Raw genomic sequence first — 17,469 nt, forward strand, 5'->3', positions numbered from 1 at the left:
GCTACGCCGGCAAGCTCGTCTACGAGGTCCTCCCCACGGGCTATGTCCAGACCCTGGGCATGGCCGGCTACGCCATCACCGGCACCTCGGGCACCGACCAGACCGGGCTCGACTTCGCCAATTTCCTGCCAGATCCTGAAATCAATCTGACAAAGTTCGTGTTGACCGACGTTTCGGGGGTCTATGTGGATGCCAACGATCCGGATGGCCCGCAGGCCAGCACCAGCACCACTGTCTATTTCAAGGTCAGCCTTGAAAACACCGGCAATACGGCACTGACCGCAATTCACCTGACCGACAGCGTGATCCACACCGTAAACGGGGTTGTCAGTGCGCCTCAGGTCATCGACTACAATGATCCGGCCTTCAACGCGTGGGTCGATCTGGATGGTGATACCATGCAGGATGTCGGGGAAGAGTGGACGACGCTGGATGCAAATCACGATGGTACGCTCGACACGGTCACGCTGGCGGTCGGCAGTTCGCTGAACGTCTATTATTCGCTCAACTCGCTGCTTGGCCAGCACGAAAACACGGCTGTCGTGACCGCGACGGCAGTGCTTGGCGGTGCTTCGGTCGGCGACAATGACGATGCCAATTACTATGTGCTGGCAGAAGACTGCGTTGGTGTGGGCACGCCGGGGTTCTGGTCGAACAACGGATGGGTATTCTGGGACGGAGTATCCGGTAACGAGACCAAGCATGCCGGCCAGGCGGGATTTGCCGATGGCGAGCTGCTCTACGCGATCGATCTGAACAAGAACGGAGTGATCGACAACGGCGAAAAGATCGACAGCAACGGCGACGGCTTTGTCAATCTGTTCGCCAAGGACGGGATCAACGATGGCAAGCCGCTCGACAATGCGGGGGGTGTAGGGCTGCTGATCGGTGACTACAACCGGAACGGGATCACCGATGTAGGTGAAGACACGATCTTCATTTCACTTGCCAATGCAAACAGCCTGATCAACGCATCGAACCGCAATATCAACGGCGGCCAGGCTGACGGAATATGGATGCTGGGCCGCGATGTTGTTGCCACCTGGCTCAATTTCCTGGCCAACAACCAGGAAAATGACGGCGATCCGACATGCATCGGCGGGATCGCCAATGATGGCGCAATCGCGCCTCGCGAGGCGATTGACGCCGCCATCGACTGGTTGCAGCAATTCGCCAGCACGACCAACAGCGCCAATTCCAACACCAACATGACGACCAGTTTCCATGACGGTAACAGCCAGGCGGTGTTCCAGTTCGATGCCAAGATCGCGACCAGCACTGGCGCGTGGAATACAGCGGCAACAATGGGTGAGGACATTCCCTATTCGGGTTCCGTGCTCCATTCTGCCCTGGACCTTTATAACAACACCGGTACGATCGGCGGGATCGAATATTGCTGCGACCGCGACGATGCTGTCGCCATGTTTGCGGTGAACCAGATCGTCTGAGGGGAATTAATGCATTTGACACACAAGCGGCTAAGGTGACACCTCCGCAGATTAACTGAGGGCCTGCTCGTTGCTGTCGTATTCGGAAGTCGAAGTTCCAAAGGGCCGGATAGCCCCGTGGCTGGCCGGCCCGCTTCGCAAGAACCGCGCAATATACACTCGTGTCGCCCTGGCGGCGGTGATGATCAACGTGTTCTCGTTGATGACCTCGCTGTTTACGATGACGGTCTATGACCGCGTTGTCCCTAACAACGCCACGGATTCACTGATCGGGCTCACGGTCGGCCTCGTACTGATCCTGTGCTTTGATTTTGCACTGAAACTGCTGCGGGCTTACTTTGTCGACGTGGCCGGCGCACGGATTGACCGCGATATCGGCAAGTCGATTTTCCAGCAAATCCTTGACATGCGGCTTGACCTTGGGCGCAGTTCGACCGGCGGCCTGGCCGGTCTTGTCCGCGAGATCGAAACGCTGCGTGATTTCTTCGCGTCGGCGACAATGACCGCTCTGGTCGATCTGCCGTTCATTTTCATCACCCTTGCCGTCATTGCGGTCATTGGCGGCAATATCGTGTGGGTGCCGGTGCTGCTGATCCCGCTGGTGGTTGCTACGGCCCTGATTTCGCAGCCTGTCATGCAGCGGCTGTCAGCCGAAACGCTTGGCGAAGCCTTGGGCAAACAGGCCGTACTGGTCGAAACGATCGGCAGCCTTGAAACGGTCAAATCGGCAAACGCCGGCAATATGCTGGCCGATCGCTGGGACAAGGCGGTAATGGGCCATGCCGGGGTATCGCTGCGCCAGCGGCTGATTTCAACGATATCGATCAACATGGCCGGGACCATGCAGACGCTCGCCTATACCGGTGTGGTGATTTTCGGCGTCTACGCCATCCAGGCCCGCACCTTGACCATGGGCGGTCTGATTGCCTGTTCAATCCTGGCTGGGCGCGCGGTCGCCCCGCTGGGGACGATTGCGCAGCTGCTGACCCGGATCAATTCGGCGCGAACTGCCTATCGGCAGATCGACCGGATGATGGCGCAGCCCCCTGAAGGCCCGTCAGGCGAAGGCATTCGGCTGCAGAACGTGTCAGGCGGGATCGAGTTCCGCGACGTGGATTTCCGTTATCCCAATGCGCCCGAACTGGCGCTAACCAAGGTATCGTTCCGCATAGATCCGGGCGAGCATGTTGCCCTGATCGGACCGATCGGGTCCGGAAAATCGACCATCGCGCGCCTGATTATCGGGCTTTATCCGCCCAGCAGTGGTCTGGTGATGATCGACGGGACCGATCTGCGCCAATTCAGCCCCCCGTCGCTGCGGGCCAAGGTGGGGGCGCTGTTCCAGGATAACGTTCTTCTGACAGGGACAATCCGCGATAATATCATCCTTGAGCGTCAGGATATCGACGAGGCCGAGATGCTGCGCGCTGCGCAGGTCAGCGGGGCGCACGATTTCATTGCGCAATTCCCGAACGGTTATGACCTGCGTTTGCACGATCGCGGCGAAGGCCTGTCGGGCGGCCAGCGTCAGTCGATCGCAATGGCGCGTGCGCTGATCGGGCGTCCCCCGATCCTGGTGCTGGACGAACCAACATCATCAGTGGACACCGAAACCGAGGCTAAGTTGATCCAGCGCCTGAAAAGCGAGTTTGCCGGACGCACGCTGATCCTTATCACGCACCGTCCGTCGCTTCTTAACCTGGCGGACCGGATCATCGTGATGGCCCGCGGCCGCGTGGCGATGGATGGTCCGACTGCCGAAGTGATGCAACAGGTCACCCGGCCCCGCACCGCACCCCAGATTGCAAAGGTCTGAGCCATGGCCAACATGCTCGAATACCTGAAAGGCGACGAAGCCGATCTCGACGAACAAGAGTTCAAGGCCCGCCGTTCGGCCAATGTGCTGCTTTACATCATCGGCGGTTTCTTTGTTGTCTTCCTCCTCTGGGCGACCTTCACCAAGCTTGATCGCACGGTCCATTCGATGGGCCGGGTCGTGCCAAGTTCGAAAATGCAGGTGGTTTCCAACCTGGAAGGCGGGGTGATCGAGGAAATCCTGGTCAAGCCCGGTCAGGTTGTAAAACGCGGCGATATTCTGGTGCGGCTGTCACCCACGCTTTCAGGTGCCCAGTTCGGCAGTTCGTCGGCCTCGGTCGCGGCGTTAAGGGCAAAAATCGCGCGGCTGAATGCCGAAGTGCGCGGCACATCGCCCGATTATGGGGCCACAGGCAGCAGCCAGGTTGCGGTTGAACGCTCGCTTCACTCGGCCCGCAGCGCTGAATTGCAAGGCATGCTTGCCGCCGGACAGGCGCGCGCCGCCCAGGCCGAACGATCGGTCAACGAAGCCGAAGCCATGGTCGCGGCGCGGCGGTCCAACCTTGATGCAGCCGAAAACGAGCTGCGGATGATCGAGCCTTTGGCGGCCAAGGAAATCGTCAGCCGGGTCGATCTGATCAAGGCGCAGAATGCAGTTGCGGTCGCCCGAAACGATGTAATCGCCGCTGAGGCTGCGGTATCCCGCGCCCGGTCCGCAGTGGCAGAAGCACGCAGTGCCACAGCGCAAGCGCGCAGCGACTGGATGGGCCGCGCCGGGCTGGAATTGTCGCAGGCGCAGGCCGAGCTTTCGGCGCAGCAGCAGACCCTGCCCGCCCTGTCCGACAAGGTTGACCGTACCACGATCCGCGCGCCGATGAGCGGGCGCATCAACCGCGTGCTGGTTTCGACCGTGGGCGGTACGGTGACCCCGGGATCGCCGATCGCCGAGGTGGTGCCGACCGGCGATTCGCTGTTCATCGAAGCGATGGTCCGCCCTTCCGATATCGCCAACGTACGCATCGCACAAAAAGCGACGGTCGAAATCACTGCATACAATTCCGCGATATTCGGCAAACTGGATGGCAGGGTCGTGTCGATATCCCCCGATGCACTGGTCAACGAAAAGACCGGCGAAAGTTTTTACACGGTCGAGATCGAAACACCGGGACCTATGATGGACGGTGATGGCAACAAGTTGCCGATCGGCCCGGGGATGGTCGCGAACGTTTCGCTGTTGGGCGAAAAGCGTTCGGTCCTGTCCTACATCTTCACGCCGATCACCCGTCTCGCCGAAAACGCGTTCCGCGAATAGGGCGCGGCGCGGATTCCTGCTGGCATATCGCGGAGATGACGCTAGGTTCCCGCCTGCATTGAGCGGGATGGCGACCTTGCCGACCATTCCGCCTGTTATTTTTTGGAGGGACTGAACATGGCAACCGACTGGGCCGCAGACGTCAAGAAATACGCATCGAATGCTGACGACGGGGTCATCGCGGCGATAGTCCGTTACTGCGGCATCGCGCTGCGCAACCGCGATTCGTCGCTGGTCTCATTCAGTGACCCGACTGAACTTGCCCGGGTGCGGACCAATTACTTGCAAAAGAAACTGGGGTTGACCCAGGCCGACAGCGTGCTTGATGCAGCGATCGCCAAGGTCGGCCAGGCAATGAAGGCCGACCGCACCAAGAACCGCGTCACGGTTTACTACCTGCTGGCTGCCGAGTTCGGAAAGCTGGGGCTGTTTGCGCCCAAGGGCAAGGCAGCTGCCGTCGCTGCCGTGCCGGCTGCGAAGGCTCCGGTCGGCAAGGTGCCCGCCAAGAAAGCGGCAGCGGTCAAACCACCGGCAGCAAAGGCAACCCCTGCCAAAACCACAGCCAAGATCGCCGCCCCTGCCACCAAGGCTCCTGCGAAGACGGCGGTCAAACCTGTCAAGGCTGCGGCGGTCAAACCCGCTGCTGCTGCCAAGCCTGCTGGCAAGTCGGCCAAGGTTGCCGGCGCGGCCGTTGCTGGCGGCGCCGGAGTGGCTGCTCTCGCCAGCATGAACGGGGCCAAGACAGCCAAACCTGCCGTCAAGAAGCCGGCGGCCAAGCTGGCCACTACCAAAGCTGCTCCGGTCAAGGTTGCCGCAATCAAGAGCCCGCCGGCCAAGACCGCCCCGGCCAAGGCAGCCCCGGTCAAGGCCATCCCGGCCCCGGTTGCCGCGCCTGCACCGGCTCCCGCTCCGGCCCCTGCTCCGGTCGCCAAGGCGGCGGATATCCCGGTTGCCGCAGCGTCGGTCGCTGCACCCGTTGCGGCTGCAGCCACCATCGCGGCGACTGCGGCCGCTGCAACTGTGGCGCCTAGTGCTGCTGCCAAGCCAGCTGCCCCGGTGCAGCGCGCCGTAGCCAGCACTGACAGCGACGACAGCGGCATGGGCTGGCTATGGTGGGCACTCGCCCTCGCATTGCTTGTTTTCGCTGCGTGGTGGCTACTGGGCCGCGGGCCATCGGATGATGCCGCGGCAACCGCAACGCCGACCGAAGCGGCAAGCGCAGATGCAGCGGCGGCGGCCGCGGCCGAACCGTCCGCCCCGGCAAGTGCCACAACCGATCTGGCCGCCGCTCCTGCCGAAGGAACGGCAACGATCCCCACCGGCGCCGGCGTCACGGCCGAAACCCGTGACGGCAAGCCGGTAGTCAAGGTCTATTTCGACAGCGGAAAAACTGCAGTAGCCCCAGCTTTCACCGCTGCAGCAGCGGGACTGAAGGCATGGCTTGACGCTCATCCCGGTGCGGCACTGCAGGTATCGGGTTATAACGATCCAACTGGCAACGCTGCCCGCAATGCCGCCCTGTCCAAGAACCGCGCCCAGGCTGTGGCCACCGATCTGGTCAAGGCCGGTATCGCAGAAGGATCCATGGCCCTGGTCAAGCCCGAGGCGACCACCGATACCGCAGTGTCCAAGGAAGCGGCTCGCCGGGTTGAAGTGACGGTCAAGTAACCCGTTGCCCATGATAACGCTGGCGGAGCGTCTCGATCACGAGGCGCTCCGCTTTGCAATTTCGTCGTAACGCCTAACTCAGCGCAGCGAAACCACGTTATCAGTGCTGCGAGGATCGCGGCGGTTGCCAAGATACTGGCTGGCCATCGGCTCATCCGTGACATGGACCAGTTCGGCCTGGCCAAACCCGTTGAACGCGGTCTTCATTGCCGCGCCATAAGCGCCAAGCATGCCGATCTCGATATAGTCGCCAGCCTTGATGTCGGCGGGCAGCAGGAACGGACCTTCCATGTAATCGGCATCATCGCAGGTCGGGCCATAAAACGAGAAGCCGGTTTGCGCATCGCCCCGTTCATCGTTGAGGCAGCGCACAGGAAAACGCCAGCCGACATGCGCTGCATCGTACAGCGCACCATAAGCGCCATCATTGATGTAAAGTTCGTCCCCGCGGGTCTTCTCCACCTTGACGATCAGCGAGTTGTATTCGGCGCACAGCGCACGGCCTGGCTCGCACCACAGTTCGGACGAATAGGACACCGGAAGCGATTCCGCCGCGCGGTGAATCGCGCCGAAATAGTCTTCGAGCGGCGGCGGCTCCATCCCCGGATAAATCGAGGGGAAGCCCCCGCCAACGTCAACGATGTCAACGGTAACCGCCGCATCGACCACCGCCGCACGAACGCGTTCCAGCGCCTGGACATAGGCAAACGGGGTCATCGCCTGGCTGCCGACATGGAAACAGATGCCCAGCGCGTCTGCCACCTGGCGGGTCGCCTGCAGCAGCGGTGCAGCATCGGCAAGATCGACACCGAATTTGCTGGACAGGCTCAGCTCTGAAAACTCTGACGAGACGCGTAGCCGCACGCACAGCGACAGGTCGTCTGCACCATCCGTCGCATCGACGATCTTGGCCAGTTCGTCATGGCTGTCGAGGCTGAAGGTGCGCACGCCGTGCTGATGATACGCCTCGGCAATGGCGGCGCGCGCCTTGACCGGGTGCATGAAGCACAGCACCGCCTGCGGCAGAGTTGCACGGACCAGCCGCACTTCAGCGATCGAGGCAACATCGTAATGCGTTACGCCTGCGTCCCACAGGATCCGCAGCAAGTCGGGAGAGGGGTTCGCTTTTACCGCATAGAGCGACTTGCCCGGAAACTTCTGGGTGAAGAACTGGGCAGCGCGCGCCGCGGCGTGCGGGCGGTTGAGGATAACGGGTTCGTCGGGCGAAAGAGCGCGAACTACAGCCGATGCGTCGTTGAAATGGTGCAACTCAAGGGACCCCCAATAGGCCTTTCGGCCAGGTAACACAAAGACGAGGCTGCCTTGCGGTTATTGGAAGTCCCCTTGGGGCAGCGGTTGGGGGCTATAAGGGTACCTAGATTAAGTGCAAATGAATTTTTGTGACAGCAGTGCTGCAGATCGGGACACTGCGATTAACCGTACAAAATCAGGTGGTCAGCCACCGCTTTATAAGCTGGAAGCGACGTTGGATCGAACGCCGAGTTCGCCGCGACAGGATGGGAGCCGAATCGGGCAATAACCATCTCGGCCGCCGGGTCGACATAGATCGCCTGACCATGAATGCCGCGCGCAGAATAGGCGCCGTGATTGCCACCTACAAACCACCATTGGCTGCGGTACGATCCGCCCGCCAGCCAGGCGTAGCCGGCCGGCGCAAACGCATCCTTGCTGCCCCCTGCCCGGATCGCCTCGATCGCCGCAGCATGGATCGCCTGCCCGCCAGATGGCAGCATGCCGCCCAGCCGCATCGCCTCGCCAAAGCGGGCCATGTCGCGCAGCACCGGATTAAGCCCGCCGCCGGCAAAGGGCATGCCGGATGTGTCGATCAGGAAATCGGCATCCTGCTCCATCCCCAGCGGCTGCCAGATCCGCCGTGACAGCACCCGATCAAGCCGCTCACCCTCGGTGCGCGCCACGATCCAGCCCAGCACCTCGGTGTTGCAGGTGCGATAGGTGAAGCGCTGGCCGTGCACGCCGTTCTTGCGGACCGTAGGCAGAAAGGCGAAAACATCGTCGGGACCGGTATAGCCCGGCGGGCGCGGGGTGAGGCCCAGCGCATTGCTCATCGCGCCGATGCCCGAAGCGGGATCGGTGTATTCCTCGCTGAAATCGAGCGCTGTGGTCATGTCCATCACCTGGCGCAGCGTGGCATCGCCAAACCCGCTGTCCGCCAGCTCGGGGATCAGATCGCCCATTGGCGCTTGCGGATCGAGCCGCCCCTCGGCGATCAGCATTTCCGCCAGAGTGCCGACAAAGCTTTTGGTCACCGAAAAGGCAATGTGCGTCGTATCGCGGCGGGTCGCGCCGAAATAGCGTTCATAGACAACCGTGCCGCGGTGAAGGATCAGCACCGCATCGGTGAAGTTGACGTTACGCGCCTGAGCCCAGGTCAGGCTGCGGCCATCGTCAAGCGCCTGGAAACTGACGTCGTCCAGATCATCGCGCAGCGCCGTGGGCAAGTTCCACACCGCCGCAGGATCACGCCCGACCCGCGCGGTCGGCAGAAACTCGCGCATGCGCGAATAGGCATGGCGGTGCGTGGGAAAGCGCATATGCCCCGCATCAGCCCAGCGAATGCGCTTGTCGGGCGGCGGGGGCAGCCCTTCCATCCACCCCATGGTGACAGGATCGCTGCTGTCGCAATCAAGGATCTGGTCAGGCATGGCGCGCCCCTTCAGAACTGGACCGAGGGCACGGCGCCCACAGTTGCGCGCTCATCCACCGCGATCTGGTTAAAGTCGGCTGGCTGGAACCCAAGCGCATTGGCAAAGATCACAGCCGGGAAGCTTTCACGCGCAGCATTATAGCGCGCAGCCGCCGCATTAAGCGCACGGCGGGCCGCCGCCAGCTTGTCCTCGGTATTGGCGAGTTCCCCTTGCAAAGCCTGGAAGTTGGCGCTGGCTTTCAGCTCGGGATAGGCTTCGCCCAGGGCAAGCAGGCCCCCGATGGCTTTGGTCAGATCACGTTCCGCCTCGGGCGAACCTTCTGACGTAGCCCGGGTGCGAGCGGCAATCACCTGGTCGAACGTCGCCTGTTCATGCGCGGCATAGCCCTTTACCGTGGCCACCAGATTGGGCACCAGATCATGGCGTTGGCGCAATTGCGCGTCGATATCGGCCAAACCCTGACGGCAGTTCTGGCGCAAAGAAACCAGGCGGTTATAAATGCCCACTACGATCATCACGATCAGCAGCAGCACACCAAGGATGATGATGACGTTCATGGATCTTCCCCTGCGAATGTTCCGCCCTGATGGCTACCACCTTGCCGCAGAACGGCAAGGGCGATGATCGAACGTCCCGATGCCGACGCGCTGCTGGCGGGTGAGCTTGGCCAATGGCTGATCGCGCAAAACGCCGAACGGGCCGAAGTCAAGCGCAAGGCAGCCCACGCCCGGCGCAACGGCTTGATCGCCGCTGCAGTCCTGTTCGTCGCGCTGGCCCTTGCCGGGAGAATTGACTGGGGCTTCAAGCTGGCTTTCGGCGCGGGCGCCTTGGGCTTTGCCTGGGCGGAATGGTCGAAGCGGCCCATGCTGGCCAAGCTAAAGGGCGGGATCAACGGCGCCATCGCGCGGGCTATCGGCCTGGATTATTCAGCCGAGTGCGAGGCTGGCCAGACCTTTGATCAATCCTGTCTGTTCGGCATGGTTCCCAAGTTCGACAAATCGAACTTTTCCGATCTGTGGTGGGGGTTGGTGGCTGGCCAGCCGTTTACCTTGCACGAAGCCAGGCTGACCGAAACGCGCGGGTCGGGCAAGAACCGCCACACCGTGACTGTGTTCGAAGGGCAGATCCTGTCGATCGGCTTCAATCGCCGGTTCAATTCAACCACCCTGATCGAACCCGACAACGCGCGGCGGCGTTTCTTCGTGGGTGCGGAAAAAGAGCAGGCCACGATTGGCGGACTTGACCTGGGCCGGGTCGATATCACCAACCCGCTGTTTGAAGACCGCTTCACCGTCTGGTCCGACGACCAGGTCGAAGCGCGCTACCTGATCCATCCTGAATATGTCGAACGGCTGCTGGCGGTTGAAAAGGCCTTTGCCGGCGAAGACATCCGCGCATTGTTCCACGGCGGCGATCTGCTGATCACGCTGAAGACCGGCAACCTGTTTGAAAGCGGAACGCTGGATGCGGGCGAAGACCGGGCAATGGTGCAGCTGGCCATCAACCAGTTCACCGCGCTGGCCGACCTGGCCGAGACGCTCAACGAAAAAGCCCGCGCCTCGTTCAGCTGAGCCGGTCGCGAAAATCCTCGTAGGCAAACTTGCGGATCTGTTCGAGCGCATCGCCCTCGCTGTCCCACAGCCAGATCGACGGCAGCGGCACGCCGTTGAACGTGGTGGTCTTGACCATCGAATAATGCGCCTGATCAAGGAAAGCAAAGCGCTGGCCGACCTGCGGACCTTGCGCAAAGCGATAATCGCCGATCACATCGCCTGCCAGGCATGATGGCCCGCCCAGCCGCACCGCCCCGCCCGCGCTTTCATCAACCTGGGTATCTATCGGCGGCAGCTCGCCCAGCATGGCCGGACGATAGGGCGCCTCGATCACGTCGGGCATGTGGCAGGTTGCCGATATGTCGGTGATCGCCACCGGCATGCCGTTGTCCCCGATGTCGAGCACGGTGCCGATCAGAATGCCGGCATCAAGCGCGACAGCCTCACCGGGTTCAAGGTATACCTCGGCCCCGGTATCCTCCTTCAGGTCTTTCAGAAACTCCACCAGTTCGTCGCGCTGGTAATCGGCGCGGGTGATGTGGTGCCCGCCGCCCAGGTTGATCCATTTGAACTGGCCGAACCATGGTTCAAGATAATCGAACGCCACGTCCCAGGTTTCCCGCAGCGGCTCAAAATCCTGTTCGCACAAGGTGTGCATGTGGATCCCGTCAATCAGGTCGATATGCTCGTCGGTCAGCTGGTCGATCGGAAAACCCAGCCGCGAATGCGGGGCACAGGGATCATAGCGCGGCACTTCGCCGGTGGGGTGCTGGGGATTGATGCGCAGGCCGATGTCGAAGCTTTCCCCGCGCGCCTTGGCGGCTTCGATGATCGCGCTGCACCGCAGGATCTGCTGAGGCGAATTGAAGATCACATGGTCCGAAATACGCAGAATCTCGTCCAGATCCTCAGGCTTGTAGGCAGCGCAATAGGTGGCGATCTCGCCGTCGTAGAACTCGCTCGCAAGGCGGGCCTCCCACAGGCCCGATGTACACACCCCGTCGAGGTATTCGCCAATGATCGGCGCGACTTGCCACATCGAAAAGGCCTTGAGCGCAGACAGCAGCTTGATCCCTGCCCGGTCACGAACGTCGGCCAGGATCGCCAGATTGGCCCGCAGCCGCGCCGCATCAACCACAAAGCTGGGGCTGTCGACCCGCGACAAGTCAAATTGCGCAAACGCGCCCGGATCGCCAGCTCTGGTTTCCATCTAAAACGCCACCGGCCCGGGCAGTTCCTTGACCTGCCAAGGCAGTCCCTGGGCGTTGAGCATATCCATGAACGGATCGGGGTTCATCTGCTCCATGTTGAACACCCCTTTCCCGCTCCACGCCCCGGTCAGCATCATCGCCGCACCGATCATCGCGGGAACCCCGGTGGTGTAGCTGATCGCCTGGTTGCCGGTTTCGGCATAGGCATCTTCATGATCGCAGATGTTGTAGATGTAGAAAGTCTTCTCGCCGCTGCCGTCCAGCGCATCGCCGGTCGCGATATCGCCGATATTGGTCTTGCCCTTGGTCGTCGGGCCCAGCGTCTCGGGCTTGGGCAACACGGCAGCGAGAAACTGCAGGGGCACGATTTCCTTGCCCTGATACAGCACCGGGTCGATCCGGGTCATCCCGACATTCTGGAGCACGGTCAGGTGGGTGATATAGGCATCGCCAAAGGTCATCCAGAAACGGGCGCGTTCCAGTTCTGGCAGGAACCGGGCAAGGCTTTCCAGCTCTTCATGGTACATCATGTACATGTTCTTGGGGCCGACTGCTTCGAAATCGAAAGCCACCTTTTTCGACATTGCCGGGCTCTCGACAAACTGCCCGCCTTCCCAATGCCGCGCCGAAGCGGTCACTTCGCGGATGTTGATTTCCGGGTTGAAGTTGGTGGCAAAGGCCTGCCCGTGATCGCCGCCGTTGCAATCGAGGATATCGAGCTGGCGGATAGTCTTCAGCTTGTGCTTCTTGAGCCACATCGCGAACACACTGGTCACCCCGGGATCGAAACCCGAACCCAGCAGCGCCATCAGCCCGGCGTCCTTGAAGCGGTCGTGATAATCCCACTGCCACTTGTATTCGAACTTCGCCTCATCCTTTGGTTCGTAATTCGCGGTGTCGAGGTAAGCGACGCCGGCCGCCAGGCAGGCGTCCATGATCGGAAGGTCCTGGTATGGCAGCGCCAGATTGACCACCAGCCTGGGGCCGATTTGCTGGATCAGCCGGGTCAGCGCAGGCACTTCCTCTGCATCGATTTCATAGGTCGACACGGCCTGACCTGTGCGCTCTTTGACCGAGGCGGCGATCGCATCGCACTTGGTCCGGGTGCGGCTGGCGAGATGTATGTCGCTGAAAACGGACGGATTCATTGCCATCTTGTGGACGCAGACCGAACTGACGCCGCCTGCGCCGATAACCAGAACCTTGCTCACTACCCGAAACTCCTTTGCCGAAGCGCAGCGCGCCATATAGGCTGGCCGCATGACTTCACAACCGATGAGAACGCCCAGCGTTGCCGGTATCGCCCGTGCTGGCACCAAGATAGCCGAACTGCTGCCGCCAACGCCACTGCTGGAATGTGAAATATTCGGCCAGCGGGTCTGGCTGAAAGCAGAAAGCCTGCAGCCGATCGGGTCGTTCAAGATCCGCGGGGCGTGGCACCGGCTGACCGACCTGAGCGAGGACGAGCGCGGGCGCGGCGTGGTTGGCGTGTCCAGCGGCAACCACGCCCAGGGCGTGGCCTGGGCGGCGCAGCAATTGGGGATCGATGCGACCATCGTGATGCCGATCGATGCGCCGCAGGTCAAAATTGCCGCCACCCAAAGCTATGGCGCGCGCACGGTGCTGTATGACCGGCCCGGAGGAGAGGACCGCGATGCGGTGGCCCAGCGCCTGGTCGACCAAAGCGGATCCACCCTAGTTCACGCCTTTGCCGATCCCTGGGTGATCGAAGGGCAAGGCAGCATGGGGCTGGAGATCGCCGCGCAGATGGCGGCGCGCGGAAGTGCCGGGCCGACGCGGATTATCTGCCCTTGCGGCGGGGGCGGGTTGACCGCAGGCCTCTCACTCGCCTGCCCAGAGGCCGACATTGTGCCGGTTGAACCGGAAGGGTGGGACGATGTAAAGCACAGCCTGGCCGCCGGAGAGATCCAGCCAGTCAGCAAGGATGCCCCGCCCACCGCTTGCGACGCGCTCCAGACCCCCAGCACCCGCCCGATCAACTTTGCCGTTTTGAAGGGCCGTGTGCCGTTCGGGCTGGACGTATCCCCTGCCGAAATCCGCACGGCACAGCGCTGGGCATTTTCCAATCTGCATCTGGTGATCGAGCCGGGCGGCGCGGCGGCGCTGGCCGCGGTGCTGGCGGGCAAGACGCCGGTCGATGGCCGTACTGCGGTGATCCTGTCGGGCGGCAACACCGATACCGCCGCCTTTGCCAAGGTCCTGTCGTCCAGCGTTTAGTTGCAATCGGCAATCGTTGTGGCAAACCTTGCTTCCATCGGGTCGCGCCGATTGGGGGGAGAATACAATGCAGGCTCAAATACTGGCGCCGGGGGCAGCGCTGATCCTGTGGTCACTGGTCATGCTGATCTGGACGGCGGCAACGCGTTTTCCGGCAATGGCCAAAACCGGGATGAACGCGAACAACGTATCGGTTGGCGGACGCGGTCAGAACCTGGATGGTGTGCTGCCCGATAGCGTCCAGTGGAAATCGCACAATTATGCGCACCTGATGGAACAGCCGACGATTTTTTATCCGACGCTGGTGATCCTGGCGCTGATGGGGCCCAGCGCCCTGGATATCACGTTCGCCTGGGCCTATGTCGCGCTGCGCGTGATACATTCGATATGGCAGGCCACCGTCAACCGCATTCCGGTGCGATTGTTGCTGTTCCTGTTATCAACGTTGTGCCTTGGCAAGCTGGCAATCCATGCCGCCATGCTGACGATGTTCCCAGTCTGAGAAGGGAGAGAAGACGATGATTGGTATGGAAATACTCAAACCGCTGGCGGTGCTCGCCATGTGGACCATGATCATGTGGATCTGGATGTATGCGGTGCGTATCCCCGCGATCAACAAGCTGCCCAAGCCGACCGAGCCGGGCGGCGACCAGGGGTGGACCAGCGCCATGCTGGAAGGCCTGCTGCCCCGCGAAGTGCAATGGAAGGCCCACAACTACAATCACCTGCACGAAGCGCCGACCGTGTTCTACGCTGTCGCGCTGGCGCTGGCGATGATCGGTGCTGGCGACGGGCTAAATGCCACGATCGCCTGGGCTTATGTCGCCTTGCGGATCGTCCATTCGATTTTCCAGGCGACAGTCAACAAGGTGATGCCGCGCTTCCTGCTGTTCGCGCTGTCTTCGCTGTGCCTGCTGGCCTTGTGCCTGCACTTGCTGATTGCCGTGTTCCACTGACAACGGTCTGGGCGCGCTGGCCGGGAAAACGTCCCGGCCGGTGCGCCTAGAACAGCTTGCGGAAAGTCAGGTTGATCACCCGCCCGCGCGGGTCGAGGTAGTCGGGCTGGTAGGACAGCGGCACCGCCCCGTTGGCATCTGTCACGTTTTGCCGGGCGCCCAGCACATTTTCGACCTGCACGCCCATCCGAGCTCCTTTGAAAAACGGCACGGACTTGGTCAACTTGGACATCCGCCCCAGATCGGCGAACAGATTGACGTTGATCTTGGCCAGGCTCCCAAAGCGCAGGTCGCCGGTTCCCGGTGCGCCGCTGGCCCTGACCGTAGTCGGCGCCGACCACGTACCCTGGATGAATGTTCCGAAACCCTTGTGAAAGGCGCCGCCGTTGAACTCAAGGCTGTGGCGCGGCGTACCGCCATTGCCCGACAGCGCATCGCCGTCCAGCAGGTTGAGCAGCGCAGCCCCCGGCGCGATCAGCACGGTGCTGTCAAACTGGACCGTATGATACAGCCCCAAAGTCCAGCGGCCTTGCCCGCCGAACATCGCGCCCATCATGCCGCCACCACCACCGCCGCCGCCGCCGCGTCCACCACCACCACCAGCGCCGGGACGCGGACCGCCTGGGCCGCGACCGCCCCGGCCACCGCCGCCTATCATCCCCATCATCCCACTATCGCCGGTGGGCTTGCCGATGGTGCCGCCGATGTTCAGGCCCCAACGCAAGCGCGAGCCTTTCTGCTCGGCCAGCGTAACTGGGCGCTGGTCGACCGATGTGATTGCGCCTGATCCGTTCCGCACGACGCGTCCGGGATACGCCGCTTCGATAGCCGGGGTCAGCAGTGGAAAGCCGGACGTCACATCACTTGAGCTGTTACGGAAATATTCAACAAGCAGGCTGGAATTGGACATCCCCGGAATCTGCCAGTTGGCCGACAGTTTGAGATCGCGCTGCTGTTCCTTGACCAGATCGGGGTTGCCGCCGCCGATCACGGTTGCCAGCACGGTCTGACCGCTAGTGAAGTCATAAACCGGCACATTGAATGTCTGGGTCAGCGGCAGGCCCAGTTGCGACAGACTGGGGGCAACCTCGTTGACAATAAAGCTGGCCTGAAGGCCCAGCCGTTCGGTCGGATTCCAGGTCAGTCCGGCGCTCCAGTCAACTACCCCGCCAAAGTCCGAAACATAATCGTACCCGGCGCTGAAATTGAGCGAGAGATCGCCAACTGCGCCAAGGACGGCTTCGCGCCGGCTGGTCAGCGGCACGGCGATATTGAACCCGGCAAACAGCGTGCCGCGTGTCAGGTTGGTGGCAGAATTGCTGCGGGTGTCAAGGCTGTCGATATGGCCCCAGTTATAGCCGGTACGCAGCGTTGCAGTCACTTGCCCTGCGGGCAGGCGCAGCGGGCGTCCCGTCAGCGTGACCAGGCTGGTAAAACGCTTGGTATCGCTGGTCGCGGTATCAAATCCGGCGCCGGAAAAACGGTCGATCAGCGTCTCGTTCTTACCGAAGGTTGCATCGCCAGTAGCAGAAAACTGCCACTGGCCGAAATTGGTATTGAGGCCCGCCCCGCCTGACACTTCAGTCGTGTGGTTGACCCGCTCAAGCGGGGCCAGCAACGTGTCCAGCCCCGATCCGCTGCGGCTGTCAGCGCGAGAGACATTGCCGTTGAGGCTGAATTGCCCGCCCTTGCCATCCTTGCCCAGTCCCCGCGACCAGCTGAAGTTGCCGCCGAAGTTGCGCGAATCGGCAATCAGGGTGCGATACTGCGCCGGATCTGGGCTACCGGCAGCAGGCGGGCTGGCCTGGATCACCCCGCGCTCCGCTTCGGTCAGCGGGCTGGTGTCATCGGTTGACACTGTCACGCTGAGCCGGGTCGGCCCCTGGATCTTTAACAGGGTTCCTTCGAGCGACGACGTCCTGAAACCGCCGGAAGTCGGCAGACCAAGCTTGGTTTCGACCGAGCGGCTGCGGAAATTGTCCTTGAGGATGAAATTGATCACCCGTGCATCAGGCGCAAAGCCATACTTCAACGCGACTTCCTCGGGCAGAACTTCCATCCGCCGGATAGCTTCGGGCGGGAAGTTGCGCATTTCGCGAAAGTTGGTGATGCGCTGGCCGTTGACCAGGATCACCGGTTGCCCGCCGCGCCCCCGCCCCGATCCGGTCTGCGGGCTGACCCGGCCCAGCAGTTCGGTAATCGAACCCGCACCCAGCGCCGCAATTTCCGCCTCGTCATAAGTGGCGACAGGTGGCTGATCGGTTTCGACCTGCCCGCGCAGCCGGGTGGCGACGACCAGGATCTGGTTGCGATCCTTGCCGCCGGCGCCCTCGCCCTCGTCAGACTGCTTGACTCCGTCTTCCTGTGGGGCGGCGGCGACAGTATTGTCCTGCGCCAGCACGGGCCCGGCCAGCAAGACGCTGCCAATCGAAATTGCCGAAGAAGTAAGTCGAAGCATCGGGCTCCCTGTGTGCAGTCGCACCTGAACTGTCTGTGACCTATCGACAAAACGCTGCTGTCAGCGGTCAATCGACTTCGACCGGCCTTTCGCACTCGCAATTTGGATCAACAAGCTGCAGTC

At 61.9% G+C, this 17,469-nt stretch carries 14 protein-coding genes; 8 read left to right on the forward strand and 6 right to left on the reverse strand.

What is annotated here, in order from left to right:
- The 4 genes from Q0L62_RS08645 to Q0L62_RS08660 all read left to right on the forward strand — a co-directional run.
- On the forward strand, positions 1–1,448 hold a 1,448-nt coding region (locus Q0L62_RS08645; RefSeq protein WP_296678923.1), incomplete at its 5' end, for a hypothetical protein.
- A 70-nt stretch (positions 1,449–1,518) separates the two neighbouring features.
- Positions 1,519–3,264 carry a type I secretion system permease/ATPase gene (locus Q0L62_RS08650; protein ID WP_296678925.1) on the forward strand — a complete coding sequence of 582 codons (1,746 nt, stop codon included), beginning with the start codon at positions 1,519–1,521 and terminating at the stop codon, positions 3,262–3,264.
- 3 nt (positions 3,265–3,267) lie between these two features.
- Complete coding sequence (locus Q0L62_RS08655; protein WP_296678927.1) at positions 3,268–4,575, forward strand: HlyD family type I secretion periplasmic adaptor subunit; 1,308 nt, start codon at positions 3,268–3,270, stop codon at positions 4,573–4,575.
- 117 nt (positions 4,576–4,692) lie between these two features.
- Positions 4,693–6,243: a DUF2853 family protein gene (locus tag Q0L62_RS08660; RefSeq protein ID WP_296678929.1), complete on the forward strand. Its 1,551-nt coding sequence runs from the start codon at positions 4,693–4,695 to the stop codon at positions 6,241–6,243.
- Positions 6,244–6,321: 78 nt separating this feature from the next.
- Here the strand turns inward: Q0L62_RS08660 and Q0L62_RS08665 are convergent, their stop codons facing one another.
- From Q0L62_RS08665 to Q0L62_RS08675, 3 genes are all read right to left on the reverse strand, one after another.
- Positions 6,322–7,512, reverse strand: coding sequence for a type III PLP-dependent enzyme (locus Q0L62_RS08665; RefSeq protein ID WP_296678931.1), 1,191 nt, complete (start codon positions 7,510–7,512; stop codon positions 6,322–6,324).
- A 164-nt stretch (positions 7,513–7,676) separates the two neighbouring features.
- Positions 7,677–8,927, reverse strand: a complete 1,251-nt coding sequence (locus Q0L62_RS08670) for a serine hydrolase (RefSeq protein ID WP_296678933.1) — start codon at positions 8,925–8,927, stop codon at positions 7,677–7,679.
- An 11-nt stretch (positions 8,928–8,938) separates the two neighbouring features.
- The gene (locus Q0L62_RS08675; protein ID WP_296678936.1) at positions 8,939–9,487 is read right to left on the reverse strand and encodes a LemA family protein; all 549 of its coding nucleotides are present in this window, start codon (positions 9,485–9,487) and stop codon (positions 8,939–8,941) included.
- Between the two features lie 63 nt (positions 9,488–9,550).
- Between Q0L62_RS08675 and Q0L62_RS08680 the strand changes: the two genes are divergently transcribed.
- The gene (locus Q0L62_RS08680) at positions 9,551–10,501 is read left to right on the forward strand and encodes a DUF3137 domain-containing protein (protein WP_296678938.1); all 951 of its coding nucleotides are present in this window, start codon (positions 9,551–9,553) and stop codon (positions 10,499–10,501) included.
- Here the strand turns inward: Q0L62_RS08680 and Q0L62_RS08685 are convergent.
- Positions 10,494–11,693, reverse strand: a complete 1,200-nt coding sequence (locus Q0L62_RS08685) for a carboxynorspermidine decarboxylase (protein WP_296678940.1) — start codon at positions 11,691–11,693, stop codon at positions 10,494–10,496. The two genes, Q0L62_RS08680 and Q0L62_RS08685, sit on opposite strands and share 8 nt — an antisense overlap.
- Positions 11,694–12,905 carry a saccharopine dehydrogenase family protein gene (locus Q0L62_RS08690; RefSeq protein ID WP_296678942.1) on the reverse strand — a complete coding sequence of 404 codons (1,212 nt, stop codon included), beginning with the start codon at positions 12,903–12,905 and terminating at the stop codon, positions 11,694–11,696.
- 49 nt (positions 12,906–12,954) lie between these two features.
- Between Q0L62_RS08690 and Q0L62_RS08695 the strand changes: the two genes are divergently transcribed.
- The 3 genes from Q0L62_RS08695 to Q0L62_RS08705 all read left to right on the forward strand — a co-directional run bounded on the left by Q0L62_RS08695 (position 12,955) and on the right by Q0L62_RS08705 (position 14,888).
- Positions 12,955–13,932 (forward strand): threonine/serine dehydratase, encoded by a 978-nt coding sequence (locus Q0L62_RS08695; protein WP_296678944.1) that lies wholly within the window; start codon positions 12,955–12,957, stop codon positions 13,930–13,932.
- A 67-nt stretch (positions 13,933–13,999) separates the two neighbouring features.
- Positions 14,000–14,434, forward strand: a complete 435-nt coding sequence (locus Q0L62_RS08700; protein WP_296678946.1) for an MAPEG family protein — start codon at positions 14,000–14,002, stop codon at positions 14,432–14,434.
- Positions 14,435–14,450: 16 nt separating this feature from the next.
- Positions 14,451–14,888 (forward strand): MAPEG family protein, encoded by a 438-nt coding sequence (locus Q0L62_RS08705; protein ID WP_296678947.1) that lies wholly within the window; start codon positions 14,451–14,453, stop codon positions 14,886–14,888.
- Positions 14,889–14,934: 46 nt separating this feature from the next.
- Here the strand turns inward: Q0L62_RS08705 and Q0L62_RS08710 are convergent, their stop codons facing one another.
- Entirely contained in the window at positions 14,935–17,346 is a 2,412-nt protein-coding gene (locus Q0L62_RS08710; protein ID WP_296678949.1) for a TonB-dependent receptor, read from the reverse strand.
- Positions 17,347–17,469: the final 123 nt, after the last annotated feature.

Source organism: Novosphingobium sp., from assembly GCF_024642085.1.
Classification (GTDB): domain Bacteria; phylum Pseudomonadota; class Alphaproteobacteria; order Sphingomonadales; family Sphingomonadaceae; genus Novosphingobium.

What these genes read in the sequence shown, in the direction of transcription:
- Q0L62_RS08695 (WP_296678944.1), top strand. Translation starts at nt 12,955, where the DNA reads ATGACTTCACAACCGATGAGAACGCCCAGCGTTGCCGGTATCGCCCGT.
- Q0L62_RS08685 (WP_296678940.1), bottom strand. Translation starts at nt 11,693, where the DNA reads ATGGAAACCAGAGCTGGCGATCCGGGCGCGTTTGCGCAATTTGACTTG.
- Q0L62_RS08680 (WP_296678938.1), top strand. Translation starts at nt 9,551, where the DNA reads ATGATCGAACGTCCCGATGCCGACGCGCTGCTGGCGGGTGAGCTTGGC.
- Q0L62_RS08675 (WP_296678936.1), bottom strand. Translation starts at nt 9,487, where the DNA reads ATGAACGTCATCATCATCCTTGGTGTGCTGCTGCTGATCGTGATGATC.
- Q0L62_RS08700 (WP_296678946.1), top strand. Translation starts at nt 14,000, where the DNA reads ATGCAGGCTCAAATACTGGCGCCGGGGGCAGCGCTGATCCTGTGGTCA.
- Q0L62_RS08655 (WP_296678927.1), top strand. Translation starts at nt 3,268, where the DNA reads ATGGCCAACATGCTCGAATACCTGAAAGGCGACGAAGCCGATCTCGAC.
- Q0L62_RS08660 (WP_296678929.1), top strand. Translation starts at nt 4,693, where the DNA reads ATGGCAACCGACTGGGCCGCAGACGTCAAGAAATACGCATCGAATGCT.
- Q0L62_RS08710 (WP_296678949.1), bottom strand. Translation starts at nt 17,346, where the DNA reads ATGCTTCGACTTACTTCTTCGGCAATTTCGATTGGCAGCGTCTTGCTG.
- Q0L62_RS08705 (WP_296678947.1), top strand. Translation starts at nt 14,451, where the DNA reads ATGATTGGTATGGAAATACTCAAACCGCTGGCGGTGCTCGCCATGTGG.
- Q0L62_RS08670 (WP_296678933.1), bottom strand. Translation starts at nt 8,927, where the DNA reads ATGCCTGACCAGATCCTTGATTGCGACAGCAGCGATCCTGTCACCATG.